Here is a 23,611-nt window from a genome sequence, read left to right on the forward strand (position 1 = left end):
AGCTTTTGCTGTTAATTCGGTCCCGGATCCGCGACTAAGCGTCCGGCATCCTTGGTCAGCGACTTGAGAAACTCAGCCTGCAACTCTGGATCGTTACGCGTCAGTTCGATCAGGCTTTGTTCCAGCTCGCTGGCTTCTTCTTCCAGACCCAATTCCGACAGACGTTTGACCCGGTGTACCCATTGGCTCACTTCGTCGTCTTCCAGATCGTCGTAAATCAGCCCGTGAGCTTCCAGCAACTTGCCCCGCAGGTGGCTGCTGATCATCAGGGTTGAGTCAGAGTGAACTTCATCCTTGGCGTCTTCGACGCTGATCTGCAATTTGCCGACATGATTGAGATCATTTTCGGCAAACGGGCTGTCGAGCAGGTTAAGACGCAGCACGCCGTTACGGTCGGTGGTCATGTCGAATGTCTGCTTGCCGGCCTTGACTTGCACCGGTCGCTCGCTCCACGGCAGGCTCGAATACTCCGTGCGCTTGTCGCGCTGGATTTCATCGATGCCGGCCAGATTCTGTTGCGCACGACCGTTGGACTGCACGTTCATGAACGGATTGAGCCCGGCAAAACCGTAGCTCAGCCAGTCCTTGGTCACGCTGTCCGGCAAATTGCCGAGCGCAAAGACGTTGACCACGTTCGCGCCGACGCCACCGACCACCGCCACCGCGCCCAGCGGAATCTCGTAGACTTCCCGCCAGGGTTGGTAAGGCGTGTAGCGGTCGTAACGGCGGGTGACTTCGAATTCGGTGACTTCGAATGTCTTCTGCTCGTTGATCTTCACGCGTCGCTGCGGGAGCTCAAGTTCCTTGGGCTCACCGACATCGATCTGCAAAGTGTGATCGAGCAACTTTCGCTCGACACGCTCTTCGTGCTCGCTGCGCTGTGACATGTGATTGGCACAGCCGCTGACCAGCAGGGCACCGCACAGGGCGGTGCCTCCGAGGCCCAAGGTGTTTCGCTTGAACATGACGTCTCTATCTGGTTTCAGCGGCGGATACGAGCCTGAAGGAAGGACAATACGTCAGCCACCGGCAGCGCTTGCGCCTCGCCTTCGGTACGGCTCTTGTATTCCAGGTTGCCTTCGGCGAGGCCGCGGTCGCTGACCACGATCCGGTGTGGAATGCCGATCAGCTCCATGTCCGCGAACTTGATGCCCGGGCTGGTTTTCTTGTCGCGATCATCCAGCAGCACTTCGAAACCGGCCGCAGTCAGTTCTGCGTACAGTTTGTCGGTGGCTTCGCGAACCTGCTCGGTTTCGTAACGCAGCGGTACCAGAGCAATCTGGAACGGCGCCAGGGTGTCGCTCCAGATGATGCCGTTCGCATCGTTGTTCTGCTCGATCGCGGCAGCCACCACGCGGGACACGCCAATGCCGTAGCAACCCATTTCCAGGGTCACTGGCTTGCCGTTCTCGCCCAGCACTTCGCACTTCATCGCCTTGCTGTACTTGTTGCCCAGCTGGAAGATGTGCCCGACTTCGATGCCACGTTTGATTTCCAGCGTGCCTTTGCCGTCCGGGCTTGGGTCGCCGGCAACCACGTTGCGCAGGTCAGCCACGGTCGGAACCGGCAGATCGCGCTCCCAGTTCACGCCGAAGTAGTGCTTGTCGTCGATGTTCGCGCCGATGCCGAAGTCGCTCATCAGTTCGACCGAGCGGTCGATGATGATTGGCAGCGGCAGGTTGAGCGGGCCGAGGGAACCAGCGCCGGCGCCAATGGCGTCACGCAGTTCGGCATCGGACGCCATGACCAGCGGGCTGGCCACGCCTGGTTGCTGGGCTGCCTTGATTTCGTTCAGTTCGTGGTCGCCACGGATGATCAGGGCAATCAGCTTGCCTTCTTCTTCCGCGTGCACGATCAGGGTCTTGATGGTCTTTTCAATCGGCAGACTGAATTTTTCCACCAGCGCGGCGATGGTCTTGGTGTCCGGAGTGTCGACCAGACGCAGCTCTTCAGCCGGTGCAGGGCGGGAAGTTTCCCGTGGCACCGCTTCGGCTTTCTCGATGTTCGCCGCGTAGTCGGAACCGTTGCTGAAGACGATATCGTCTTCGCCGGATTCGGCCAGTACGTGGAATTCGTGGGAACCGGCGCCGCCGATCGAGCCGTTGTCGGCTTCAACCGGGCGGAATTTCAGGCCCAGACGGGTGAACACGTTGCAGTACGCCTGATGCATGCGGTCATAGGTGACCTGCAGCGAAGCCTGATCGGCGTGGAACGAGTACGCGTCCTTCATGATGAATTCGCGGCCGCGCATCAAACCGAAGCGTGGGCGGATTTCGTCACGGAATTTGGTCTGGATCTGGTACAGGTTGATTGGCAACTGTTTGTAGCTGCTCAATTCGTTGCGCATCAGATCGGTGATCACTTCTTCGTGGGTCGGGCCCGCGCAGAAGTCGCGACCGTGGCGGTCTTTGATGCGCAGCAGCTCAGGGCCGTATTCTTCCCAGCGCCCCGATTCCTGCCACAGCTCGGCCGGTTGGGTGCTCGGCATCAACACTTCCAGAGAGCCGGCAGCGTTCATTTCTTCACGAACGATGGCTTCAACCTTGCGCATCACTCGCAGGCCCATGGGCAGCCAGGTGTACAGACCTGAGGCGAGTTTGCGGATCATGCCGGCGCGCAGCATCAGCTGGTGGCTGATTACGACCGCGTCGGAAGGCGTTTCTTTCTGTGTGGCGAGCAAAAATTGACTGGTGCGCATGGTTGGCCGTTGTCGGTTGCTATGACTGGAAATGACGGAGCAGTGTACCGGCGAGTTTTGCTGACGTACAGAAGTGCGGCCGGCGGAGGGACACAAGGGCGGGATTCTTCCCGCCCTTGGCGAAACGTCTTACGATTCTTCTACAAGCGGCGTCGGCACAGGCTCAGGCGTGGGTGTAGGGCCTTCGCGGCGGCTTTCCTGGAACCAGTGCAGGGCGATCAGCAACAGCGTCGGCACACCGAGCATGGCGGTGATCAGGAAGAAGTTGTGGTAACCGAACTTCTCCACCATCACCCCGGAATAGCCGCCGATCAGGCGCGGCAGCAGGAGCATGATCGAGCTGAGCAGGGCGTACTGCGTCGCGGAGAACTTAAGGTTGGTCAGGCTCGACAGGTAGGCAACGAACGCCGAAGTCGCCAGTCCCGAGCTGAAGTTGTCGAGGGAAATGGTCACCACCAGCATCTTCAGGTTCGGCCCCATGTCAGCCAGCATCAGAAACAGCAGGTTAGTGCCCGCCGATGCCACGCCGCCAATAAACAGGATCGGCAGGATACCGAAGCGCACGATCAGCAGGCCGCCCATGCCCGCACCGACGAGGGTCATGATCAGGCCGAAGATCTTGCTGACGCTGGCAATCTGGTCCTTGGTGAACCCCTGGTCGATGTAGAACACGTTGGCCATCACGCCCATGACCGTGTCCGACATCCGATAGGTGGCGATCAGCCCGAGCAGCAATAGCGCCTGCCAGCGGTAGCGCAGGATGAAGTCGTTGACCGGCGTCAGGACCGGCGCCAGCCCGCGGCGACCCATGGCAGACAGGCACATCCAGGTGAGCAAGGTATAAAGAATGGCGCGCAGGAAGGCGCGGTCTTCCAGCAGCAGGTCGAGCGGGCTGACGCCTTCGAACAAAACGCTGGCGAAATCGGTGTTGTAGAGCTGGGTGAACATCGCTGGCACGGACACCAACAGCACGATCAGTACGAATACCGACATCAGTTGGTGCATGAAGGTATAGCGGCCCGCTTGCAATTGGGTGCGCAACGGCACAGGCGGCTCGCGCATCAGCAGGGTAGTGAGCAGCGCAGGAATCATCAGTGCGCCGAACAGCGCGTAAGTGCCGGCCCAGGCTGAGTGTTGATAGTTGAAACCGGTAGAGCCGAAACCTTCGGCGAAAAACAACGCGCCCGCGGTGGCGAGCAGCGCGGCGACGCGGTAGCCGGACATGTAACTGGCGGCGAGTGCGGCCTGGCGGCTGTCGTCGGCGATTTCCAGGCGATAGGCGTCTACCGCGATGTCTTGGGTGGCGGAGGCGAACGCAACGACGACGGCGATGGCGATCAGCCAGGACAGGTGCTTCTGCGGATCGCAGAAACCCATACCGATCAAACCGAGAATCACCAGTGCTTGCGAGAGCACCAGCCACGAGCGGCGACGGCCGAGCTTGCCCAGCAACGGCAAGCGCCATTGATCGAGCAGCGGTGACCAGACCCATTTGAACGCGTAAGCCAGGCCGATGAGGCTGGCGTAGCCGATGGTTTCACGGGCCACACCCGCTTCACGCAGCCAGACCGAAAGCGTTGAAAACACCAGCATGTACGGCAGGCCGGCGGCGAAACCGAGCAACAACAGCACGAGCGTCGAAGGACTGGCATAGGCGGCGAGCGCGGCGCGCCAGGTTTTACGGGGCATGGGCTGAAGTCTGCCTCAAGATTGCGAAAACAAAGCGCGCACTCTAACCGCTGTGCTCTACCGGACGCCAGCCATGGCGCTGAATATCCACACGATTGTTCAGGACGGTGATGCCTTCCATGCGCAAACGCGCCCGTTGTTCATCACCCGATGGACTGCCCACCGGCAGGCTGATTCGCCCGCCGGCGCCCAATACACGGTGCCAGGGCAGTTTGGTGTCGCCGGGCAATTGACTCAAGGTTCGCCCGACCCAGCGGGCAGCGCGTCCCAACCCGGCAAGGTCAGCCAATTGACCATAGCTGACGACCTTGCCTTCGGGCACTTGAGCGAGGGTCGAGTAGAGCGCCGTGCGTCGGATTTGCGCTTCGCTCTCGCCATCGTGGTTCGGGTCTGTCACGTACGCGGTTCCTGAACAGGAGCGGATGGATGGCTTAAGCGTAATCCCTCATCGGTCAATTGAGAAATGAACTCAATAGAAATAGTCCGGTCAGTCCTTGTCAGGGTCTTATTCCTACGGATAATGCCGTTCTTTTTCGCAAACTTGAGCCCCCGACTCGCTTATGTTTTCCAGAACCTTGCTGTGCCTTGCTGTTTTCAGTGCGTCCACGCCCCTGCTTGCCGACACCGTCTGGTTGAAGAACGGTGACAAGTTGAGCGGCAAAATTACCGTGTTCGATGGCGGCAAACTGTTGGTTCAGACCCAGTACGCCGGCGCTGTCTCGATCGACTGGAAAGAGGTCAAGACCCTGGAAAGTGACCAGGAATTGCTGGTCAAGCAGGATGCCTATAATGGCGAGAAAGCCAAATCGTTGACCGCTGCCGATGACGGCAAGGTCACGCTGGCCAACGGTGAAGCGCCGAAAACCGTAGAGCTGGCGAGCATCCAGCAAATCCTCAAGCCGAAACCGGTGGTCGAGGATCTGGTGTGGAAGGGTAATGTCGATCTGGCGCTGGATTATCAGCGCGCAGAAAAAGACACCGACGATTACGACGTCGGCTTCAAGACTACGGCGCGCCACGGTCGCTGGCGGCACACCGCCGAGGGTGAATACAACCGCGAAGTGCAGGATGAAGTGACTACCACCGACAACTGGCGCGCCGAGTACGCACTCGACCGCTTCCTGACGGATAAGTGGTTCTGGCAAGGGCGCCTGAATTACAAGCGCGACCACGTTGAAGAGTTGGCCCGTCAGCGAGTCGTCGGTACAGGTCCGGGTTACCAGTTTTGGGATGACGAATTGGGCGCGTTCTCGCTCGGCTCGCTGTTGAACCGTACCGACTATGAATACAAAGATGGCAGCAAGGACAACTTCTATTCCGTTGCGATGAAGTGGGACTACAACCGCTACCTGATCGGCAAGAAGGTCGAGTTCTTCACCAATGGCGAAGTCGGCAAGCCATTGTCCGGTGTGGCGGACTACGCGCTGGATGCCGAATTGGGCCTGCGCTACAAGGTCACCGACTGGGCGTCGCTGAATCTGAAAGCCGAGCGGGACATCATCAGCGGCACCAACGATGCCGATTTGAACAAAACCCGTTACACCGCAGGGTTTGGCGTGGCCTGGTAAGGCCGGTAGCGGCTTCAAAAAAAAACGCAGCCTGATCAGGCTGCGTTTTTTTTAGCGCCTTAAAAACAGACGCCCACAAAAAAGCCCCGCTTTGAGGGCGGGGCTCTTTTCTAAAGAAGCTACAAGTTAGATAACTTGTACTTCTTCAGCTTGCATGCCTTTCTGACCGCGGGTAGCGATGAAAGAAACCTGTTGGCCTTCTTTCAGGCTTTTGAAGCCGTCGGATTGGATAGCTTTGAAGTGAACGAACAGATCGTCACCGGATTGTGGGGTGATGAAGCCGAAGCCTTTTTCATCGTTGAACCACTTAACGGTACCGGTTTGGCGATTAGACATGGTGTAACTCCTTGAACAAAGATAACTGCGACTCAGGAAGAACCCTGGCCGAGACTGAGTGCAAAGAGCAGGAAAAATTCTTGTAGATGGTTGGATCGAAATTCAACATATCGTGTAGAGATTCTCAGTGACACAAGCAACACAGTGACGCCACCTTAACCCTTTTTCCGAGAAGTGCCAATGCTTCTTGCGAAGGTTTCTCTGTTTTCGGGATCGGCGGTGTGACGGTTCGTCGCCAAAGCCCGTATTTCATGGGTGTTCGGCGAGAATTGCAGCGCGCACTTTGAACCCGGCGGCGCGACCGGTAAGATGCCGGACAGAATTTTTCCACCTCGCTATTCAGGACACCCGCCATGAGCATCAAATCGGACAAGTGGATTCGCCGCATGGCGCAGGAACACGGCATGATCGAACCGTTCGTCGAGCGCCAGGTGCGCGGCAGCGACGACAGCCGGGTGATCTCCTACGGTGTGTCGAGCTACGGCTACGACGTGCGTTGCACCAACCACTTCAAGGTGTTCACCAACATCAATTCGGCCATTGTCGACCCGAAAAACTTCGACGCCGGCAGCTTCGTCGACATCCATAGCGACGTGTGCATCATTCCGCCGAACTCCTTCGCCCTGGCCAGCACCGTCGAATATTTCCGTATTCCGCGCAATGTACTGACCATCTGCCTGGGCAAAAGCACCTACGCGCGTTGCGGCATTATCGTTAACGTCACTCCGCTTGAGCCTGAGTGGGAAGGTCACGTGACTCTTGAGTTCTCCAACACCACCAACCTGCCGGCGAAAATCTACGCCAACGAAGGCGTGGCGCAGATGCTGTTCCTCGAATCCGACGAGGAATGTGAAGTTTCCTACAAGGATCGCGGCGGCAAGTACCAGGGCCAGCGTGGCGTAACTCTGCCGCGTACCTGATTCGCCCATCCGGCAATTGTCGGGAATTCTTTGGCGGGCAGACACTCTATGGGGTGTACTGCCCGTTTTTGCTTCTGCTGAAACGGGCCTTCGCCGAGGAGTGCCCTATGAAGATCGATCCGCATATCAGTGCTGAACTGGCAAGGCTTGAACCCAATCAGATTGGTGTTTTAGCCTGGTCCTTGTTGGCACACCCGCCCATCAGCATGGCCGGCGGAATTCCTGGCCAGCCTGATCCCGATACCCCGAATGAACAACCGACCGAGCCGGGCGAGCCGACCCTTCCCGACGAGCCACCACCGGCGCCAGTTGCCTGATCCCGATGGGAAATGAATGGCCAGTCAGTTGAAGTCCGGCAAGACTTCAACTGACTGGCCATATTTCGTTGTCACCAATGACAAAGATCCTACATGACTCGTCGCGCTCGACCGGATAGCCGCCGGTGAAGGCGCCGAATGCCGGCATCACACTGATGCGTTCACCCAGCCTGAAGCATGCGAGGCGCAAACTCTGCCGCCCCTTGCCATGCAGCCGATAAACCGGGTGCACATGCCCGGCCAGCACGTGCCTTTCGGGATGGGGATCGGGTTCATGCTGCAAGGCGAACGGCCCGAGCAGCAGCGGTTCCGGCACCACGCGGATGTTCAGCGACGCCGGTGGGTCGCCTGCGCGTTTGTCGTGATTGCCGCGAATCAGCGTCATCGGCAGATCAGCGTGGCGTGACCGCCATTCAGCCAGCGCGCTTAAAGTGCCCGCTGCATGCGAGCCAGGCCCATGCAGGAAGTCGCCTAGAAATATCAGTTCTCGGCAGGGCAGTTTCGCCAGCAGCCGATCAATCACCGCGATATTGCTCGCCGTCGTGCCTTGCGGGACGGGTTGCCCGAGGCTGCGATAGGCAGCCGCCTTGCCGAAATGCACGTCGGCGATCAGCAGCGCCTGCTGTTCCGGCCAATACAGGGCTTTCTCCGGCAGTAGCCAGAGTTCCTCGCCAGCCAGACGCACCGGATAGGGCGCGTTCACGTGCGCTTGCCCTTGTCTGCGGATTTCTCCAAATCACCGACCATCCGTCTTATCCGGTCAGCAAGTTTTTCCGAACTCATGCTCTCGCGCATGCGTTCCACCAGTAGCGGAAACCCCAAGGGTGTAGGACGTATGATCTGATGTACCTCCAGTGTCATCTGATTGATGTGCGCCAGTGTCTGTTCCAGGCGCCGAATATCCAGTTCTTCGCGTAGGACTTCTTCCCCGGCCTGCGCCAGCAGCAGGTTGTCGGCGTCATATTGTTTGAACACTTCAAAGAACAAGCCGCTGGAGGCCTGCACCTGCCGGGTACTTTTAGGCGCGCCGGGGTAACCGGCGAACACCAGTCCGGCAATCCGGGCAATTTCCCTAAAGCGTCGCAGCGCCAGTTCGCCGGCGTTGAGGCTGGCCAGGACGTCCCGCAACAGATGATCGGGGCTGAGCAGTTCGGTATCGAGTTGTTGCGACCAGTCAACCGGCGTTGCGCTGAGCAGCTCCAGACCGTAATCGTTGACCGCGATCGAGAATGTCACCGGTTGACGCTGACTGACCCGCCACGCGAGCAGGCTGGCCAGCCCCAAATGCACCTGACGCCCGGCAAACGGATAAAGGAAAAGGTGCCAGCCTTCGCGGGATTTCAGCACCTCGGCCAGTAGGCTGTCGGTGGTGGGCAGGCCAGACCAGCGGGCCTGCGTTTCCAGCAATGGCCGCAACGCCTGCATTTCCGGCCCAACGAACTCACCCCGCGCGGCGGCGGTAAAGCGCGCCACCACCGCCTCGGCCAACTCGTTGGAGAGCGGCATGCGCCCGCCATTCCAGCGCGGTACGGCGGCTTTTTTAGCGGTGCTGCGTTTGACGTAGGCCGTCATGTTTTCCACGCGCACCAACTCCAGCAAACGTCCGGCGAAGAGAAAACCATCCCCCGGTTTAAGCCGTGCGATAAAACCTTCCTCGACACTGCCCAACTGTTTGCCACCACCGCCCTTGCTCCAGAATTTCAACTGGATGCTTGCATCGCTGACGATGGTGCCGATGCTCATACGGTGGCGCCTGGCCAGGCGCGCATCGGGCACGCGCCAGACGCCGTGCTCGTCCGGTTCGACCCGGCGGTAATCCGGATAGGCTGTCAGAGACATTCCGCCATGGCGTACGAAAGCCAGCGCCCAGGCCCAATCCTCGGGTGTCAGGTCACGATAAGCCCAAGCACCGCGGACCTCTTCGTACAGCTCATCGGGTAAGAATCCGCCGCCCAGCGCCATGCTGACCAGATGTTGCACCAGCACATCCAGCGGTTTGTGTGGCGACAGGCGCGGTTCGATGCGCCGTTGCGCCACGGCGTCTTTAGCGGCAGCCGCTTCGATCAACTCGAGGCTGTGAGTCGGCACCAACGTCACCCGCGAGGTGCGCCCGGGCGCATGACCCGAACGTCCGGCGCGCTGCATCAGGCGCGCGACACCTTTGGCCGAACCGATTTGCAGCACACGCTCCACCGGCAGGAAATCCACCCCTAGGTCGAGACTCGACGTACACACGACGGCTTTAAGCTGACCGTCCTTCAACGCCTGTTCGACCCAATCGCGGGTGTCACGGGACAGCGAGCTGTGATGCAAGGCGATCAGCCCGGCCCAGTCCGGGCGCGCCTCAAGCAACGCCTGATACCAGATTTCCGACTGCGCCCGGGTGTTGGTGAACACCAGGCTACTGGCGCAGGCATCGAGTTCGGTGACCACCTGCGGCAGCATCTTCAGACCGATGTGCCCGGCCCATGGAAAGCGTTCGATAGTCGGTGGGAGCAGGGTGTCGACCTCCAGGGACTTTTCGCTCTGGCCCTGAACGCTAATGCCTGCGCCCTGTGGGATCAGCACCTGTTCGGCGTGGGATTGATTACCGAGCGTCGCGGAGACGCCCCAGACGATCAAGTCGGGTTGCCAATGGCGCAGACGGGCGAGGGCCAGTTGCAACTGCACACCGCGTTTGTTGCCAAGCAATTCGTGCCATTCGTCCACCACGATCATGCGCAGGGTCGACAGCGCTGTGCGCGCATCGGCGCGAGCGAGCAGCAGGGTCAGGCTTTCCGGGGTGGTGATCAGCGCAGTTGGCAGGCGTCGACTCTGGCGCGCGCGTTCGCTGCTGTTGGTGTCACCGGTGCGCAGGCCGATGCTCCACGGGATCTGCAAATCATCGACAGGGGTTTGCAAGGCGCGCGCGGTGTCGGCGGCGAGGGCGCGCATGGGCGTGATCCACAACACAGTCAGTGGTTCGGCCGGCGGTTTGCGTTTACGCGATGTTTCTACGATTGGCGCGGATTTGGCGAAACGATTGAGTGCGGCAAACCACACCGCATAGGTTTTACCGGCGCCGGTGCTGGCGTGCAGCAATCCAGACTCGCCATTTTTGACGGCGGCCCATACCTGTTTCTGAAAAGCGAACGGCTTCCAGCCGCGAGCGCTGAACCAGGTTTTTGCGAGGTCGGGGGATTTCGCCATGCCTGCTGCGCGCGCTCTGGAGGTGTTCTTCCAATGACCGCAGTGCCCGCTAACAAGTTTAATTTCGTCAGTAGATGAATATCCTTGTGGGAGCGAGCCTGCTCGCGAAGACGTTGTCACATTCAACATCATCGTTGACTGACCGACCGCTTTCGCGAGCAGGCTCGCTCCCACAGGTTTTATGTGTGCAGGTTACTTGAGGTTGCCGCTGAGGAACTGCCGCAGGCGTTCGCTTTTCGGATTGCCGAGTACCTTTTCAGGCGCGCCTTCCTCTTCGACCAGCCCTTGGTGCAGAAACAACACTTGGCTGGAGACTTTGCGCGCGAAGCTCATTTCGTGAGTCACCATGATCATCGTCCGGCCTTCCTCGGCCAGGCCCTGAATCACGCGCAACACTTCACCCACCAACTCCGGGTCCAGCGCCGACGTCGGTTCATCGAACAGCATGACTTCCGGCTCCATCGCCAGCGCCCGGGCAATCGCCACGCGTTGCTGCTGACCGCCGGAGAGAAACGCCGGGTACTGATCTGCCACGCGGGCCGGCAGACCGACTTTGTCCAGATAGCGCCGGGCGCGATCCTCGGCTTCCTGTTTGCTGCAACCCAGCACCCGGCGCGGGGCCATGGTGATGTTTTCCAGCACGGTCATGTGGCTCCACAGGTTGAAATGCTGGAATACCATCGCCAGTCGCGTGCGCAGGCGTTGCAGTTCGTCCGGGTCGGCGACGTGCATGCCGTGGCGGTCGTTGACCATGCGGATCGTTTGGCCATCCAGGCTCATGGCGCCGTCGTTGGGTTGTTCGAGAAAATTGATACAGCGCAAAAAGGTGCTTTTACCCGAGCCGCTGGCGCCGATCAGGCTGATCACGTCGCCGGTCTTGGCCTTGAGCGAAACGCCTTTGAGCACCTGATGGTCGCCATAGCTTTTGTGCAGGCCTTCAACGGTCAGTTTGTACATGGGACAGACATCCTCAAGGCGAAAGTAGGTAGCCGCTGCGATAGGCTTCGGCGCCCGCGACGTGGGCGATCACCATGCCGGCGGTGGCCATGCGCCGCAGCGAGCGGGCATACATCAGGCCGGCCGTGGTGCAATGAACAGGCGTGACCCGGTTGTTGATCGGATCGATGATTTCGGCAATCTGTTGCCCGGCCTCCAGGTATTGCCCCGCCGTGGCGGTGTAGACCAGTAAGCCACCTACCGGCGTGGTCACCGGTTCCACCCCGGCCAGCGGCGTGGCAGGGAAGGCCAATGGCGGCTGTGGTCGGGTCTCGCCGACGATCGCATCGAACTGGATCAGATAATCGATCAATGCCTGACAGTCGCGGCTGGCCATCGGGTGATTGACATCGCCCTGGCCGCGCAACTCGACGGTCACCGAGAAACTGCCCAACGGAATCTCGAAGTGTTCGCCGAAACGCTCCTTGAGTTGCCACCACAGCAGCGTGAAACATTCATCGAACGACTGCCCGCCGGAATCGGTGGCCAACAGACTGGCCTGCGACTCGATGTAACGCGCCAGCGGCTCGACCTGCGGCCACGCTTCGGGCGTGGTGTAGAGGTGAACCACCGATTCGAAATCGCAATGCAGGTCCAGCACCATGTCCGCGTCGCAGGCCAGCCGTTGCAGGGTCAGGCGCTGGGATTGCAGTTGCGTGCTGGCGGTCTGATGGGCGAGGGCGTTGCGCAGGCTGGCACGGATCAGTTCGAGATTACCCTGCGGGTCATCGCCGAGCTTGCCCTCGATGTCGTTGCCGATTTCTTCGCTCAGATCGACAAACCAGCGGTTGAAGTTCTGCCCGCTCTCCAGTTCGTAGCGGCCCAGCGGCACGTCCATCAGCACTTGCTCGAGGCCGACCGGGTTGGCCACCGGCACCAGCACGATTTCGCTGCGCAGGCGCCCGGCGGCTTCCAGCTCAGCCAAGCGCTGCTTGAGGTGCCAGGCCACGAGCATGCCGGGCAATTCATCGGCGTGCAGCGACGACTGGATGTAGATCTTGCCTTTGGCCTGCTGCGGGCCGAAGTGGAAGCTGTGGATCTGTCGTGCGGTCCCCGGCAGTGGGGCCAGCAGGTCATGGATCTGGTGTCGCATTACAAGGTTCCTAGTGAGTCGGCCCGAGGAAGGCCAGCCATCGGCGTTCGGCGAGGCGGAACAGGCCGACCAGCGCAAAGGTAATGGCCAGGTAGATCAGCGCGGCAATGCCGAACGATTGAAAGGTCAGGAAGGTCGCCGAGTTGGCGTCCCGGGCGACTTTCAGGATGTCGGGGATGGTCGCGGTGAAGGCCACGGTGGTCGAGTGCAGCATCAGGATCACTTCGTTGCTGTAGTAAGGCAACGAACGGCGTAAGGCCGAAGGCATGATCACGTAGGCATACAGCTTCCAGCCCGTCAGACCGTAAGCCTTGGCCGCTTCGACTTCGCCGTGGTTCATGCTGCGGATCGCTCCGGCGAAAATCTCCGTGGTGTAGCCACAGGTGTTCAGGGCAAAGGCGAGGATCGTGCAGTTCATCGCATCGCGAAAGAAACTGTCGAGAATCGGCTGCGCGCGCACGGCGGCGAGGCTGTAGATGCCGGTGTAGCAAATCAGCAGTTGGATATACAGCGGCGTACCGCGGAACAGGTAGGTGTAGAACTGCACCGGCCAGCGCACGTAAAAGTGCGACGACACACGGGCAATCGACAACGGTATCGACACGAGGAAGCCAATGAAGATCGAGGCGCTGAGCAGCCACATCGTCATCGCCAGCCCGGTGATGTTATTGCCGTCGGTATAAAGGAAGGCTTTCCAGTATTCCTGCAAGAGTTCGATCATCGTACGGCCTCCCGGGCACCGGCGGCGTAGCGGCGTTCGAGCCTGCGCAGGATGATGTTCGAGGCACTGGTGATCAGCAGATAGATCAACGCGGCGAGAACCAGGAAGTAAAACAGTTGATAGGTGCTTTTACCGGCGTCTTGCGCGGCTTTGACCAGATCGGCCAGACCGATGATCGACACCAGCGCGGTGGCCTTGAGCATCACCATCCAGTTGTTGCCGATGCCTGGCAGGGCGAAGCGCATCATTTGCGGGAACACCACGAAGCGAAAGCGCTGGCCGCGTTTGAGGCCATATGCCGTGGCAGCTTCAACCTGACCGCGCGGCACCGAGAGGATCGCGCCACGGAAAGTTTCGGTGAAGTACGCGCCATAAATGAAGCCCAGGGTCAGCACCCCGGCGCTGAACGGGTCGATCTCGATGTATTCCCATTCCATATAATCGGTGAGCGAGGTCAGCCAGGTTTGCAGGCTGTAGAAGATCAACAGCATCAGTACCAGATCCGGCACCCCGCGAATCAACGTGGTGTAGACCTGGGCAGGCAGGCGCACCATTTTGACTTTTGACAGCTTGGCACTGGCGCCGAGCAGGCCGAGCAACACGGCCACCAGCAGCGACAACGCCGATAATTTGATGGTCATCCAGGTGCCTTCCAGCAGCAACGGGCCGAAACCCTTGAGGCTGAAGGCGGATAGCCCCAGATTTTGCAGGAGGTTTTCGAACATAAATCAGCAACCTGAGCGGATGGAAAAGGCGCCCATCGAGGATGGGCGCCGGGGCATTATTTGCCGCTGTACAGATTCAGATCGCCAAAGTGTTTCTTCTGGATGGTGGCGTAGGTGCCATCATCGTGTAACGCTTTGATACCTTTATCCAAAAGCGCTTTCAGCTCAGTGTTACCTTTCTTAATACCGACAGCGGTTTTGGCCGGCAGCAATTCGCTGTCGACCGGCTTGCTGACTTCATAGTCTGCGCCCTTTGGCGACTTCAAGAAGCCCAATTCGGCTTGCAGCATGTCCTGGATGCCAGCGTCTAGACGGCCGGAGGTCAGGTCGGAATACACCTGATCCTGGTTCTGATAGGCCTGGGTTTTCACGCCGGCCTTGTCCAGCACGGCTTTGGCGTAGGCCTCCTGAATGGTGCCTTGCTCGTAGCCGACGGTTTTTCCTTTCAAAGACGCAACGTCTGCGGTGATACCCGAGCCTTTCTTGAACACGTAAGCGGTCGGGCCGGAGAACAGCTCGCTGGAGAAGTCGATGACTTTTTCGCGGGCTGGGGTCACGGTCATCGACGAGATCACACCGTCGAATTTATTGGCTTTGAGGCCCGGAATCATGCCGTCGAAGTCACTTTCGACCCACTTGCACTTGACCTTCAGTTCGGCGCAGATCGCGTTGCCCAGGTCGATGTCGAAGCCCACCAGGTTGCCGTCGGCCGCTTTCGACTCAAACGGTGCGTACGAAGGGTCAACGCCAAAGCGCAGCTCTTTGTATTCCTTGGCCAGCGCGGAGCCGGCGGCCATGCACAACGCCAGTGCAGAAAGGGTCAGCAATGCTTTTTTCATTATTCAATCCCTAAGAACCAATATGAGCGCTTGTGGCGCAGAATTATTGTTACTGGAACGCGTACGACCTATAGAAAGTAGCAATTTCCGAACCAGAGTCCCGAACAAGCGTTTTAAAAGGTGGGGATTGGTAGATGAGGAGGGGATTGATGCACGGAAACGGGCGTCGTAAAAACCTTGCACCATTTCAGTTCGATGTTGGGATTTCGCGGGCGCTGCATTCCCTGTGGTGAGGGGATTTATCCCCGATGGGTTGCGAAGCAGCCCCCAGCATTCATCAGGGAGAATTGCATGCTCAGGTTTTGCGACTGCTGCGCAGCCGATCGGGGATAAATCCCCTCGCCACAGGTAGTCATTCAATTCAAATGATCAGTGTCCCGGGAAAGGGGGTCAGGCAAGGAGGTTTTGTAGCGTGGCCAGGCTGTCCGCCTCATCGACAGTCTTGTCCTGCCGCCAGCGCAGCATCCGCGGGAAACGCACGGCAATCCCGCTCTTGTGCCGCCGTGACAGGGCGATGCCTTCGAAGCCCAGTTCGAACACCAGGCTCGGCTTGACACTGCTGACAGGGCCGAACTTTTCCACAGTGGTCTTGCGCACGATGCTGTCGACCTGGCGCATTTCCTCGTCAGTCAGACCCGAATAGGCTTTGGCGAACGGCACCAGCGCACGCTCGCTGGAATCGGGTGGGCCATCCCAAACGGCGAAGGTGTAATCGCTGTACAGACTGGCGCGACGGCCATGCCCGCGTTGCGCGTAAATCAATACGGCATCGACGCTGAACGGATCGACCTTCCACTTCCACCAAACGCCCATATCTTTGGTGCGACCGACTCCGTACAGCGAGTCGCGGGCCTTGAGCATCATGCCCTCGACGCCCAGGCGTCGGGAGGCTTCGCGCTGGCGGGCGAGGTCGAACCAATCCGTACCGGTCAGCACCGGGGAAGCCAGCAGCACCGGACTGTTGCAGCGGGCGATGACGTCTTCCAACTGCGCGCGCCGCTTGGCCTGCGGCTCGTTGCGCCAGTCTTCGCCCTGCCATTCCAGCAAGTCGTAGGCGAGCACCACCACCGGTACTTCTTCGAGGATTTTCTTGTCGAGGGTTTTGCGGCCGATCCGTTGCTGCAGCAGGGCGAACGGTTGCACCGCTGGCGATTCCGGCGACTGCGGATCAAAGGCGTCTTCAGTCAGTGGGTGGGTGCTTTTCCACACCACGATTTCACCGTCGATCACCGTGCCATCGGGCAAACCGTGCACCAGCACATCAAGTTCGGGAAAACGTTCGGTAACCAGTTCTTCACCCCGCGACCACACCCACAACTTCCCGTCACGCTTGACCACCTGCGCGCGAATGCCATCCCACTTCCATTCCACCTGCCAATTGCTTGCCGGGCCGATCAATGCTTCAAACTCTTCGACCGGTTGTGCCAAGGCGTGCGCGAGGAAAAACGGGTACGGCTGGCCTCCGCGCTGGGAGTGCTCGTCGACAGACTCTGGCGCAATCAACTTCAGATAGCTGGCGGCGTTCGGCCGGTTGGACAGGTCGGTGTAGCCCACCAGACGCTGGGCTACGCGCTTGCTGTCAAGCCCGGCCATCGAGGCCAGTGCCCGGGTGACCAACAGTTTCGACACACCGACGCGAAAGCTGCCGGTGATTAGCTTGATACACAGCATCAGGCTTGGTCGATCCAGCAGCGCCCAAAGTGCTGGCAGTTGCCGTGACAGGAACTCCGGTGTTTCACCGCGCAATGGCAGCAGTCTGTCCTCGATCCATTCAGCCAGGCCGGCGTCGGAGCTGTGCGGATTTTCCGGGAGCACCAGCGAAATGGTTTCCGCCAGATCGCCGACCGCTTGATAGCTTTCCTCGAACAGCCATGGCGTCAGCCCGGACACCTCGACTGCCAGTTCACGCAGGATCCGCACCGGCACCAGTTGCCGTGGCCGACCACCGGATAAAAAGTACACCGCCCATGCCGCATTCTGCGGTTCGGCCTGAGCGAAATAAGCCTGCATCGCTGCCAGTTTGGCGTTGCTGGACGTGGTGGCGTCGAGTTCTGCGTACAACTCGGCGAAGGCCTTCATGCTGGCATCTCGGCGACGGTCGGTGCGGAGGCGATGTTTTCTTCTTCGTCATCGCCGTATTCAGTGTTGAAGCCTTTGGCATCGAGGCCTTGTTCGCGCAGATGCCGCACGAGCACACCGATCGAGCCGTGGGTGACCATCACTCGTTCGGCGCCGGTCTGGTTGATCGCCCAAAGCAGACCCGGCCAGTCGGCGTGATCGGACAGCACGAAACCGCGATCGACCCCGCGCCGCCGGCGGGTGCCGCGCAAACGCATCCAGCCGCTGGCGAACCCGTCGCTGAAGTCGCCGAACCGCCGCATCCAGGTGCTGCCCCCTGCCGATGGCGGGGCGATGACCAGGGCCTGGCGCATGATCGGATCGCTTTTTTTCACGTCACCGGCGTAGATCGTCGGCGGCAGATACACCCCTGCTTCGCGATAAACCCGGTTCAACGGCTCGACCGCGCCGTGGCTGAGGATCGGGCCGAGGGTTTCGTCGATGCCGTGGAGAATGCGCTGAGCCTTGCCGAACGAGTAACAGAACAACACGCTGGCCTTGCCCACGGCGATATTGGCTTTCCACCACTCGTTGATCTCGCTGAACACCTGCGCTTGCGGCTGCCAGCGGTAGATCGGCAAGCCGAACGTCGATTCGGTGATAAAGGTGTGGCAGCGCACCGGTTCGAACGGTGCGCAGGTGCCGTCCGGCTCGATCTTGTAATCGCCTGAGGCAACCCAGACTTCGCCGCCGTATTCCAGACGCACCTGGGCCGAACCGAGTACGTGCCCGGCTGGATGGAAACTCAGGGTGACGCCATGGTGGGTGAGGCGTTGGCCGTAGGCGAGGGTTTGCAGGTTGATGTCCTGACCCAGGCGCGCGCGCAGAATCCCTTCGCTGGCGCTGCTGGCCAGGTAGTGCTGATTGCCGGTGCGGGCGTGATCGCCATGGGCATGGGTAATCACCGAACGCTCCACCGGCCGCCACGGATCGATATAAAAATCCCCGGCGGGGCAGTACAAACCTTCGGGGCGGGCGATAACAAGGTCCATGTCGTTACCAGAAATGGGGGGCTTGTTAGCTATGAGGTTTGGGCGGGGTCAGAAGTTCTATGGATTTTTTGCGGAGGGATAGAAAGCCATTGTGGGAGCGAGCCTGCTCGCGAAAGCGGTTTATCTGACACATCGATTCTGAATGTGCCACCGTCTTCGCGAGCAGGCTCGCTCCCACAAGTGATCGGCGTTTATTTGCCGGGGGTGAGGGTCAGGCGCGTCTTGCCATACACCCGATCAAAGTTCTGCGGCTGCATCGGCAACCCGATGTACTGGCCCTTGAGCCACTGATCAATGCCATTGAGGTAGTTCGGGCTGACCGGATTACCCGATTGCCCCGTACCGTTCTGTCCCATCAGCGGTTCGGCCTGACCGAAGTCGACGATAAAACGCATCGACGGCGCACGCGTGGTGGTGAAGTCCTGGCCCCAGGTAAACGCCGAGGCGTTCAGTGTGGTGTGATCGCCGCCAGCCGCCAGCGGCCCACGAACAGTCTGGCTATTGGCGTTCTTCCACACGTAGCTGTGCAATTTGCCCCATTGCCAGGCTTTGTGATCGCCACCCAACTGGCTGTCGCCAGCGGCAATCGCTGCCGCGAAGCTGCGGGCGAGAATCACCGCTTTGTCCTCTTTCTGCGGCGTGCGCAGGTCATCCCAGAACGGACTGTCCTCGCGCCCCAGCAGATGATCGGCCTGCGCGGCGTAGGACAAATCACCGTTGGCGATAAACGCTTTCCACGCCGCACTGGACTCTGGGCCTAGTTCGTCGAGGAAGATCTGCTTCATGCTTTCTTGCAGGAACAGTTCATAAATCGCCGCATCCGCCGAGGTCGGGCTGAGTTTGCCGTCAAACGCCATCAATCGGGTGAACGCCTCGCGGGCTTTGCTGCGATCGGTTTCCGGCAGGGCGTCGATCGCCTGTTTCAGCGGTTGTTTCATGCCCGGCGCTTCGAACACTTTCTTCAGCTTGGCGGCGAACGTGGTGGTCTGGTCGTACTGCATGGCAATCACGCTGCGGCTGTCGTGCTTGCCGCTGCCGGCGAGTTCAGCAAGACGCTCACCACGTTCCGGCGCGGCCCAGGAGTTCGACAGTTGCATGCCGTATCCGTGAGGAATCACGCGCTGGTTGGCGGTGCCGAGCCAGCCTTGCGCCGGGTCCTGATCGTATGGGTGCAGCATCGGGTCGGCATAACCGTCCCAGTCGTAACGACCTTCCCAGCCCGGCGACGGCAGCAGGCCTTCGCCTTCGCGACGGTTGGGGAAGCGGCCAGTGACTTGCCAGCCAATATTGCTGGCGTCGGCGAATACCAGATTCAGCGCGATGGCGCGGATTTCCCGGCTCGCGTCCGAAGCGCGCTCAACATTCTGCGCACGACTCAGATCAAAAAATGCGTCCAGGGTTTTGTCGTCGGTGAAGCTCGGCGTCTGCAAGGCCAGGCCATAACCGTTGCCTTGTGCGGCAGCCTGGGCGCTGTTGAGCAACGCGCCGTGGCGGGTTTCGTACACCGCTTCGCGAATCGGCCGCTGGCCTTTGACGAAATAGGTTTCGTTGCGCACGCCTACAGGCTGCCATTTGCCATTTACTTCGTAGGAAAGGGTGCTGCCCTGACGACGGATTTTTTCCAGAAACAGGTCCTGGTTGTCGCCGAGCACGCTGGTCATGCTCCACGCCACTTTGCCGTTGAAACCACCCAGGACCATCGGCAAACCGGCTACGGTCACGCCGGCAGCCTGATATTTAGGCGCACGAATCTGTACGAAGCTCCAGAGCGACGGCGCGGCCAATGGACCATGGCTGTCGCTGGCCAGCAGGCTTTTGCCGCTGCGACTGCGTTGCGGGGCAATCGCCCAGTTGTTCGAAGAGGGGGTGCCGAGCAGGTTTAGCGTCGACAGTTGCTGGCTGGCGCTGCTCAGTTCGCTCAGACCGGGGATTTGCCCGCTGAGCTTGAGGCCTTGCAGCTTGTCGGCTTCGGCCAGCGGCAGATTTTCGTCCGGGGCGGACGGGGTCAGCCAGGCGAGTTTGTCGGTGGTCACGGTTTGCGCGAGCACCAGTGACGAGATTTCTTCCGGCAGGTTGGCCGATTGGCTGAAGTTCAGTAGGGCGAAAATCAGCGCGGAATCTTCCGGCTTCCAGTATTCCGGCTTGTAGCCGCTGGCAGCGAGGTCGCCCGGCAGTTTGTCGGCATAGCGGAACAGGTAGGCGTTGACGCCGCGCGCATAGACTTCGAAGAATCGCTTGAGCCGCGGCGACGAGGCCTTGTAGAGCTCGGCGGCGCTTTTTTTCAGATTGACCGCGCGCATGTAGCGGTCGGCGTCGAGCATCGAGGCGCCGGAGATTTCCGCCATACGGCCCTGAGCGAGCAGGCGCAGGGTGACCATCTGGTTGATGCGGTCGCTGGCGTGGACATAGCCGAGGGCGAACAGCGCGTCGTGGAAGCTGTTGCTTTCGATCAACGGCATGCCCATGGCATTGCGGCGTACCGAAACGTTCTGCGCCAGCCCTTTGAGCGGTTGCACGCCGGAGTTGGGAGGGAGGGTGTCCTGAGCGTTCCAGGTCTGGCAACCGGACAGGCTCAAAACACTGGTCACTGCTGCGGCAACGCCGAACCGGGGAAGAAAATGTGTAAGGGCTGGCGAGGCCATGGCAAAGCTCCTGCGGGGGTGTCGAGGCTGGGGGCGCAATAAAGCCGCTACGTTAGTGAGCGGGAGGTGGCCGCGCAAGCGGGGCGAGTGGTTATTTCTTGCCACTGATCGATGATCGTTTCATGACTTGCTTAGGTGAAGGGAGGGATGTTGAAGTGCGGCCAATCAAATGACCCTTGCGAGAAGACCTCTATGGAGCTGCAGGCCAACGCTGCACTGATCATCATCGACCAGCAAAAAGGCATCCTGCAGCCGCGATTGGGGCGCAGGAACAATCCGCAGGCTGAAGAACGAATCCTTGATCTGCTGGCGCTTTGGCGCCGCAGCGGGCGGCCGGTGATTCATGTGCAGCACTTGTCACGTTCGCCGGATTCGGTGTTCTGGCCGGAGCAATCCGGGGTGGAATTTCAGGAGAGGTTTTTGCCGCAGGACGGCGAGTGGCTGATTCAGAAACAGGTGCCGGATGCGTTTTGTGCCACTGAACTGGAAGCACGGTTGCGGCAGGCCGGGATCGGGCAGTTGATCATCGTTGGCGTGGCCACGAACAACTCGGTGGAGTCGACAGCGCGCACGGCGGGCAATCTGGGGTTTGATACGTGGGTCGCGGAGGATGCGTGCTTCACCTTCGACAAGACCGATTATTTCGGCACGCCGCGTTCAGCCGAAGAGGTGCACGGGATGTCGCTGGGGAATCTGCATGGGGAGTATGCGACGGTGGTCAGTGCCGGACAGATTCTGGCCGTCGCCTGAGAACTCTGTGGGAGCTGGCAAGCCAGCTCCCACAAGGATCGCGATGTACACAAAATGTGTGACAGACGCTGATTAACCTGTAGGAGCGAGCCTGCTCGCGAAGGCGATTGATCAGGCGATGATGATCTTCGCCCGAGGCATCAAGCCCCGTGGCACTTCTTGAATTTCTTGCCGTTGCCGCATGGGCAAGGGTCGTTGCGGCCGACGTCTTTCAAGGCATTGCGCACTGGTTCCTGGTGAGCGTGGCCGCAGTTCGGGCCGTGGACGTGGCCATGGTCATGATCGTGGTGATGGTCATGATCATGATCGTGGTTGCAGTCAGGGCCATGGACATGAGGTTGCTGAGTCATCGGTGTTGCTCCGGAATTAAATCGGCGGGGATTATCACGCCATTGCGCTCAAGGTGCACGTAGTGAGCGATGAATAAACCGGTTTCCATTTCGCCCTGCAAACGATAGGGAATCTGCTGGTCCGGTTTTTTCAGCATTTTCACCACGTCCTTCACCTTCGGCCATAAATTGGTGCGGATCGGCACTTTGAAGTACGCGCTGCGTTTGGGCCCGACAGTAAACCAGTGTTCATGCTCGCCCTCAGCCAGCAGCATGTCGGCCAGATGAATGCGGTATTCCAGGCCGCGCACGGTCAAGTCGCTGTCGTTTGGATTGTCGATGCGAAAGTGCAGGATGAACTTCTGCTCAAGCAACTTGGCGCGCACCACTTCGACTTTTACCAGGTGCACGGCGGGGTCGACGCGGTCATCGCTGAACCACGACGCGCAGCCGCCGAGGTTCAGCATCAGCATCAGAACAAACAATCGCAGTGTGTGGCGTTGACCGAGCATCGAGTGACTCCCTTTGTGCTCCAGTCTAGTTGCCGCTGTCTTTACGCGCCGAAATACCCCGCACAGCACTTCTTGAACTTCTGCCCGCTTGCACATGGGCAACTGTCATTGCGCCCCAGCTTCAATTGCACAGTCGGGTCGATGAAGTACCAGCGCCCGGCGTTCTGCACAAATGAAGAACGTTCGCGGTGGCTGTGTTCGCCCTGGCTGTCGTGCCAGCGCGCGGTGAAGGTGACGAAGGCGTGTTCCGGCTGGCCGCCGAAGACTTCCGAGCTTTCGACGTCGAGGCCGAGCCAGGTGCTTTGCGCGCTCCAGGCACTGATCGATTGGCGATCCAGCCCCGCTTGCTGAGCGGGCAGGGTGGTCGCCACCAGATAGTCGATCAGCCCCAGCACATAAGCGCTGTAGCGCGACCGCATCAAGGCTTCCGCGCACGGCGCCGGCAGGCCTTCGTGATAGTGACCGCAGCAGGCATCCAGCAGATTGCCGCTGCCGCAAGGGCAAATGGCTGTACTCATTGCATTACCACCAGTATTTCCCGAAGTTTTCCGGATTGGCCCAGAACCTTGAATTGAGCCAGTCGGGGACTTGTTTGTAGTCAAGCAGATCATAGGTGAACAGGGTCAGCACTTGATCGTCGCGTTGGAAGCGTTCGCTGGCTTGCAGTGCCAGCGAGTAAAAATCGGTTTCCTGCCAGCCGCTGGCCGACAGATCCGCCAGCACCGCAATGCGACTGGCGTTGAGGTTGCGGATCCCGCCCAACAGATTCAGGCCGTCACGCTTGGGCAAATGTTCCAGGCAATCGACCACCAGCGCCAGATCGAAACGTTGCGCCGCCAGCTCGGCAGGCAAGGCACCGGGCGCGGCGTGGGCGACGATGGTGTCCGGATGCGCTTCTTTAAAAGCAGTCAGCGCCGGGAATTCACTGGCGCCGATCAACAGCAGACGCGCCGGGGCGTAACGATCCAGCAAAGCGGCCAACGCCTGTTGCGGCGTACGGGAAGAAATGGCGACGTTCATCGAAGCTCCTCAATCAGACCGCCAAGACTAGCCTGCCTGACTGCGGCGGCAAAGAGCCCGACCACGCAGGTTTGCGGCAAATGCGCCAAAGTCCTGTGAACACGGTCGCAAACAGCAATGGCCTATTGCTGGCGGAGATTAAAACTCCGGTCTTTAC

At 59.8% G+C, this 23,611-nt stretch carries 23 protein-coding genes; 4 read left to right on the forward strand and 19 right to left on the reverse strand.

The window, feature by feature from the left end; all coding sequences use genetic code 11:
- Window positions 1-11 precede the first annotated feature (11 nt).
- From ACA043_RS06390 to ACA043_RS06405, 4 genes are all read right to left on the reverse strand, one after another.
- A complete protein-coding gene (locus ACA043_RS06390) occupies window positions 12-965 on the reverse strand; it encodes a hypothetical protein (protein WP_305441728.1) in 954 nt (317 codons plus the stop codon).
- 17 nt (window positions 966-982) lie between these two features.
- On the reverse strand, window positions 983-2,698 hold the full coding sequence (locus ACA043_RS06395) for a proline--tRNA ligase (RefSeq protein WP_497658841.1): 1,716 nt from the start codon (window positions 2,696-2,698) through the stop codon (window positions 983-985).
- A gap of 129 nt (window positions 2,699-2,827) precedes the next feature.
- On the reverse strand, window positions 2,828-4,387 hold the full coding sequence (locus tag ACA043_RS06400) for an AmpG family muropeptide MFS transporter (protein ID WP_489878335.1): 1,560 nt from the start codon (window positions 4,385-4,387) through the stop codon (window positions 2,828-2,830).
- Window positions 4,388-4,430: 43 nt separating this feature from the next.
- Complete coding sequence (locus tag ACA043_RS06405) at window positions 4,431-4,784, reverse strand: MGMT family protein (protein ID WP_187679487.1); 354 nt, start codon at window positions 4,782-4,784, stop codon at window positions 4,431-4,433.
- Window positions 4,785-4,947: 163 nt separating this feature from the next.
- On the opposite strand from ACA043_RS06405, the gene ACA043_RS06410 reads away from it, so the two are divergent.
- Window positions 4,948-5,955, forward strand: coding sequence for a DUF481 domain-containing protein (locus ACA043_RS06410; RefSeq protein ID WP_187679486.1), 1,008 nt, complete (start codon window positions 4,948-4,950; stop codon window positions 5,953-5,955).
- Window positions 5,956-6,081: 126 nt separating this feature from the next.
- Here ACA043_RS06410 and ACA043_RS06415 read toward each other — a convergent pair whose 3' ends face one another.
- Entirely contained in the window at window positions 6,082-6,291 is a 210-nt protein-coding gene (locus ACA043_RS06415; RefSeq protein ID WP_002554837.1) for a cold-shock protein, read from the reverse strand.
- 353 nt (window positions 6,292-6,644) lie between these two features.
- Here ACA043_RS06415 and dcd point away from each other — a divergent pair, with 353 nt between their 5' ends.
- Both dcd and ACA043_RS06425 read left to right on the forward strand, forming a co-directional pair.
- On the forward strand, window positions 6,645-7,211 hold the full coding sequence (gene dcd, locus ACA043_RS06420) for a dCTP deaminase (protein WP_007904652.1): 567 nt from the start codon (window positions 6,645-6,647) through the stop codon (window positions 7,209-7,211).
- A 107-nt stretch (window positions 7,212-7,318) separates the two neighbouring features.
- Window positions 7,319-7,528, forward strand: a complete 210-nt coding sequence (locus ACA043_RS06425) for a hypothetical protein (RefSeq protein ID WP_042557949.1) — start codon at window positions 7,319-7,321, stop codon at window positions 7,526-7,528.
- Window positions 7,529-7,574: 46 nt separating this feature from the next.
- Here the strand turns inward: ACA043_RS06425 and pdeM are convergent, their stop codons facing one another.
- From pdeM to ACA043_RS06475, 10 genes are all read right to left on the reverse strand, one after another.
- Window positions 7,575-8,231: a ligase-associated DNA damage response endonuclease PdeM gene (gene pdeM, locus ACA043_RS06430; protein WP_497658842.1), complete on the reverse strand. Its 657-nt coding sequence runs from the start codon at window positions 8,229-8,231 to the stop codon at window positions 7,575-7,577.
- Window positions 8,228-10,717: a ligase-associated DNA damage response DEXH box helicase gene (locus ACA043_RS06435; RefSeq protein WP_497658843.1), complete on the reverse strand. Its 2,490-nt coding sequence runs from the start codon at window positions 10,715-10,717 to the stop codon at window positions 8,228-8,230. The genes pdeM and ACA043_RS06435 overlap by 4 nt, the downstream gene beginning before the upstream one ends.
- 192 nt (window positions 10,718-10,909) lie before the next feature.
- Complete coding sequence (locus ACA043_RS06440) at window positions 10,910-11,674, reverse strand: ABC transporter ATP-binding protein (protein ID WP_497658844.1); 765 nt, start codon at window positions 11,672-11,674, stop codon at window positions 10,910-10,912.
- Between the two features lie 13 nt (window positions 11,675-11,687).
- The gene (locus ACA043_RS06445) at window positions 11,688-12,806 is read right to left on the reverse strand and encodes a succinylglutamate desuccinylase/aspartoacylase family protein (RefSeq protein ID WP_497658845.1); all 1,119 of its coding nucleotides are present in this window, start codon (window positions 12,804-12,806) and stop codon (window positions 11,688-11,690) included.
- Between the two features lie 10 nt (window positions 12,807-12,816).
- Window positions 12,817-13,527, reverse strand: coding sequence for an ABC transporter permease (locus ACA043_RS06450; RefSeq protein ID WP_497658846.1), 711 nt, complete (start codon window positions 13,525-13,527; stop codon window positions 12,817-12,819).
- On the reverse strand, window positions 13,524-14,252 hold the full coding sequence (locus ACA043_RS06455; RefSeq protein ID WP_497658847.1) for an ABC transporter permease: 729 nt from the start codon (window positions 14,250-14,252) through the stop codon (window positions 13,524-13,526). Before ACA043_RS06455 ends, ACA043_RS06450 begins: the two co-directional genes overlap by 4 nt.
- A 56-nt stretch (window positions 14,253-14,308) precedes the next feature.
- Window positions 14,309-15,091, reverse strand: coding sequence for a transporter substrate-binding domain-containing protein (locus ACA043_RS06460; protein WP_305441745.1), 783 nt, complete (start codon window positions 15,089-15,091; stop codon window positions 14,309-14,311).
- A 390-nt stretch (window positions 15,092-15,481) separates the two neighbouring features.
- On the reverse strand, window positions 15,482-17,170 hold the full coding sequence (locus ACA043_RS06465; RefSeq protein ID WP_497658848.1) for an ATP-dependent DNA ligase: 1,689 nt from the start codon (window positions 17,168-17,170) through the stop codon (window positions 15,482-15,484).
- The gene (locus tag ACA043_RS06470) at window positions 17,167-18,201 is read right to left on the reverse strand and encodes a ligase-associated DNA damage response exonuclease (RefSeq protein WP_187679477.1); all 1,035 of its coding nucleotides are present in this window, start codon (window positions 18,199-18,201) and stop codon (window positions 17,167-17,169) included. Before ACA043_RS06470 ends, ACA043_RS06465 begins: the two co-directional genes overlap by 4 nt.
- A gap of 191 nt (window positions 18,202-18,392) precedes the next feature.
- Window positions 18,393-20,843 carry a penicillin acylase family protein gene (locus ACA043_RS06475; protein WP_497658849.1) on the reverse strand — a complete coding sequence of 817 codons (2,451 nt, stop codon included), beginning with the start codon at window positions 20,841-20,843 and terminating at the stop codon, window positions 18,393-18,395.
- 192 nt (window positions 20,844-21,035) lie between these two features.
- On the opposite strand from ACA043_RS06475, the gene ACA043_RS06480 reads away from it, so the two are divergent.
- Window positions 21,036-21,593 (forward strand): cysteine hydrolase family protein, encoded by a 558-nt coding sequence (locus tag ACA043_RS06480; protein WP_497658850.1) that lies wholly within the window; start codon window positions 21,036-21,038, stop codon window positions 21,591-21,593.
- Window positions 21,594-21,733: 140 nt separating this feature from the next.
- Here ACA043_RS06480 and ACA043_RS06485 read toward each other — a convergent pair whose 3' ends face one another.
- From ACA043_RS06485 to ACA043_RS06500, 4 genes are read right to left on the reverse strand one after another with little or no spacing between them, the layout of a single operon-like run.
- Entirely contained in the window at window positions 21,734-21,943 is a 210-nt protein-coding gene (locus ACA043_RS06485) for an SEC-C metal-binding domain-containing protein (protein WP_008083915.1), read from the reverse strand.
- On the reverse strand, window positions 21,940-22,434 hold the full coding sequence (locus tag ACA043_RS06490; protein ID WP_489878342.1) for an LEA/WHy family protein: 495 nt from the start codon (window positions 22,432-22,434) through the stop codon (window positions 21,940-21,942). The genes ACA043_RS06485 and ACA043_RS06490 overlap by 4 nt, the downstream gene beginning before the upstream one ends.
- Window positions 22,435-22,475: 41 nt before the next feature.
- Window positions 22,476-22,952 carry a YchJ family protein gene (locus ACA043_RS06495; RefSeq protein WP_210700995.1) on the reverse strand — a complete coding sequence of 159 codons (477 nt, stop codon included), beginning with the start codon at window positions 22,950-22,952 and terminating at the stop codon, window positions 22,476-22,478.
- Window positions 22,953-22,956: 4 nt separating this feature from the next.
- Complete coding sequence (locus tag ACA043_RS06500) at window positions 22,957-23,454, reverse strand: DUF6231 family protein (RefSeq protein ID WP_187679472.1); 498 nt, start codon at window positions 23,452-23,454, stop codon at window positions 22,957-22,959.
- Window positions 23,455-23,611: the final 157 nt, after the last annotated feature.

The sequence above is a fragment of the Pseudomonas sp. LBUM1648 genome (genome assembly GCF_059716145.1).

Excerpts from the sequence above, each read along its gene's own strand:
- ACA043_RS06425 (WP_042557949.1), top strand. The coding sequence starts at position 7,319 with ATGAAGATCGATCCGCATATCAGTGCTGAACTGGCAAGGCTTGAACCC.
- ACA043_RS06395 (WP_497658841.1), bottom strand. The coding sequence starts at position 2,698 with ATGCGCACCAGTCAATTTTTGCTCGCCACACAGAAAGAAACGCCTTCC.
- dcd (WP_007904652.1), top strand. The coding sequence starts at position 6,645 with ATGAGCATCAAATCGGACAAGTGGATTCGCCGCATGGCGCAGGAACAC.
- ACA043_RS06390 (WP_305441728.1), bottom strand. The coding sequence starts at position 965 with ATGTTCAAGCGAAACACCTTGGGCCTCGGAGGCACCGCCCTGTGCGGT.
- ACA043_RS06485 (WP_008083915.1), bottom strand. The coding sequence starts at position 21,943 with ATGACTCAGCAACCTCATGTCCATGGCCCTGACTGCAACCACGATCAT.
- ACA043_RS06495 (WP_210700995.1), bottom strand. The coding sequence starts at position 22,952 with ATGAGTACAGCCATTTGCCCTTGCGGCAGCGGCAATCTGCTGGATGCC.
- ACA043_RS06465 (WP_497658848.1), bottom strand. The coding sequence starts at position 17,170 with ATGAAGGCCTTCGCCGAGTTGTACGCAGAACTCGACGCCACCACGTCC.
- ACA043_RS06415 (WP_002554837.1), bottom strand. The coding sequence starts at position 6,291 with ATGTCTAATCGCCAAACCGGTACCGTTAAGTGGTTCAACGATGAAAAA.
- ACA043_RS06500 (WP_187679472.1), bottom strand. The coding sequence starts at position 23,454 with ATGAACGTCGCCATTTCTTCCCGTACGCCGCAACAGGCGTTGGCCGCT.
- ACA043_RS06440 (WP_497658844.1), bottom strand. The coding sequence starts at position 11,674 with ATGTACAAACTGACCGTTGAAGGCCTGCACAAAAGCTATGGCGACCAT.
- ACA043_RS06455 (WP_497658847.1), bottom strand. The coding sequence starts at position 14,252 with ATGTTCGAAAACCTCCTGCAAAATCTGGGGCTATCCGCCTTCAGCCTC.
- ACA043_RS06460 (WP_305441745.1), bottom strand. The coding sequence starts at position 15,091 with ATGAAAAAAGCATTGCTGACCCTTTCTGCACTGGCGTTGTGCATGGCC.
- ACA043_RS06490 (WP_489878342.1), bottom strand. The coding sequence starts at position 22,434 with ATGCTCGGTCAACGCCACACACTGCGATTGTTTGTTCTGATGCTGATG.
- ACA043_RS06410 (WP_187679486.1), top strand. The coding sequence starts at position 4,948 with ATGTTTTCCAGAACCTTGCTGTGCCTTGCTGTTTTCAGTGCGTCCACG.
- ACA043_RS06435 (WP_497658843.1), bottom strand. The coding sequence starts at position 10,717 with ATGGCGAAATCCCCCGACCTCGCAAAAACCTGGTTCAGCGCTCGCGGC.
- ACA043_RS06445 (WP_497658845.1), bottom strand. The coding sequence starts at position 12,806 with ATGCGACACCAGATCCATGACCTGCTGGCCCCACTGCCGGGGACCGCA.
- ACA043_RS06450 (WP_497658846.1), bottom strand. The coding sequence starts at position 13,527 with ATGATCGAACTCTTGCAGGAATACTGGAAAGCCTTCCTTTATACCGAC.
- ACA043_RS06400 (WP_489878335.1), bottom strand. The coding sequence starts at position 4,387 with ATGCCCCGTAAAACCTGGCGCGCCGCGCTCGCCGCCTATGCCAGTCCT.
- ACA043_RS06470 (WP_187679477.1), bottom strand. The coding sequence starts at position 18,201 with ATGGACCTTGTTATCGCCCGCCCCGAAGGTTTGTACTGCCCCGCCGGG.
- ACA043_RS06475 (WP_497658849.1), bottom strand. The coding sequence starts at position 20,843 with ATGGCCTCGCCAGCCCTTACACATTTTCTTCCCCGGTTCGGCGTTGCC.
- ACA043_RS06480 (WP_497658850.1), top strand. The coding sequence starts at position 21,036 with ATGGAGCTGCAGGCCAACGCTGCACTGATCATCATCGACCAGCAAAAA.